Annotated in this window: 1 protein-coding gene; it reads right to left on the bottom strand. The window is 66.8% G+C overall.

The window, feature by feature from the left end:
- A partial coding sequence (locus FFS27_RS32520) for a hemagglutinin repeat-containing protein (RefSeq protein ID WP_171019286.1) occupies window positions 1-1,649 on the bottom strand: 1,649 nt, incomplete at both ends.

The raw sequence follows: 1,649 nt of genomic DNA, 5'->3' as shown, positions 1-1,649 counted from the left end.
GTCGGCAGCGAGAATGCTCACGTTCTGCCCGACGAGGTTGATGTCCTTGCCGGCCACCACATCCGAAGCCGTGATAGACAGGTTCTTGCCAGCCCGCATGTCGACATCGCCGAGCACACTGCCGATGGTGCTGCCCTGGTTGACGACGGTACGGGTGTCCTGCGTCGAGGCATTCTTCGCCGTGCCGAGCGTGATGCCGATCCCTCCGGAACTCATCAGGCCGGACTTATTCTTCGACTCGCTGCGATGCGATTCCGACGTCTCCGCCACGCTGTCGATGATGATGTCGTTGCCGGCACGCAGCGCAGTCTTCCCGGTAGAAACCACATTGCTGGCGGCCACCGAGATGTCCCTTCTCGCCTGCACCACGGTGGTATCGCCGCTCAACGTAGCGCCCTGAACGCTGGTGTAGGAAGAGGACTGGGCGTTGGCCTTGCTGGTGGATGACAGCCCCAGGCCTCCGGACTTGGATTTCGCGGACGCGCTGGAGTAGCTGTTCGCAGCTGCCGTGAGGTTCACGTCGCGCCCCGCCACGACCGTCAGCTCGCCCTTCATGCTGGAGGCGGAAGAGGCCTCGACGTTGACGTCACGCTTAGCGACCAGTTCCGCCCCTTGTCCCGCCTGGATCGACGACGACACCACGGTACTGGTTTCGCTCTCGCTCATCCGGCTACTGCTGCGCCCGAACGAGCCTTTTTTCTTCTTCGCGTAGTAGGAATAGCTTTCGTCGTGAGCCGCCAGCAGATTGAGGTCGTTGCCGGCGTACAAATAGGCCTCGTTGCTGGCCTTCGCCTGACTGGCAACGAAGGTCACATCATTGCCGCCCTGCACGCTGAGATCGCCGCCGGCGCTGACCACGGTCGATTGGTGTTCCACCCGATCGTTCTTCGCAGTCACCTTCTTGCCGGTAGCGAAGCTGTGCTCCTCGTTCGCCGCCGCCGCCAGGGTCACGTCACGCCCGGCGGAGAGGGCGATGTCGCGGCGCGCTTCGAGGGCGCTGGCCACTGCGCTGAGGTCGCGCCCGGCGCTGACGTTCAGGTCCCGCCCGGCGCTGACTTCGGCGCCAAGCTGGGTCACGCTCTGTAGCCGCGACGTGCTCCAGCGGGTCTGGCCCTGGCGGTCCTCGACGGCGGCGACGGTGACGTCGCGTCCGGCGTCGAGGCTGAGGTCGCCGCGGCTCTGCAGCACCCCGCCGAGGTTGGCGATGTCGCGTCCGGCCTGGACGTTCAGGCTGTTCGCCGCCTCCACCCGCGCGGCGCTGTCGGCGAAGCTGCGTTCCCAGGTGCGGCCGTCGAGCGCGCTGTCGTAGCGGGTCACGCTGCGTTCGTTGATCACGTCGCCGGTCAGCGCGGTGAGGCTCACGTCGCGCCCGGCGATGACCCCGCCCTGGCGGTTGCGGATCGAGTCGCCGGCGAGCAGGTCGAGGCGCTTGCCGGCCTCGATCAGGCCGCTGTTGTCGAGGTTGTCGGCTGTCGCCGAGAGGTCGTTCCGCGCGCGCAGGGTGCCGACGTTATGCAGGTCGCCGCCGCTCACCAGCTTCACGTCGCGGCCCTGGATCAGCGCACCGTTGGGTGCCAGCCGACCCTCCGCCTGGGCCAGGTAGACCACCGGCGCGAGGACCTTCTCGCCGTTCACCTCGACCTCTTCCA

Source organism: Pseudomonas sp. 2VD (genome assembly GCF_005503585.1).
Classification (GTDB): Bacteria; Pseudomonadota; Gammaproteobacteria; order Pseudomonadales; family Pseudomonadaceae; genus Pseudomonas; species Pseudomonas aeruginosa.
The sequence above is the reverse complement of the archived record's forward strand: the minus strand, read 5'-3'. Positions and strand labels throughout refer to the sequence as shown.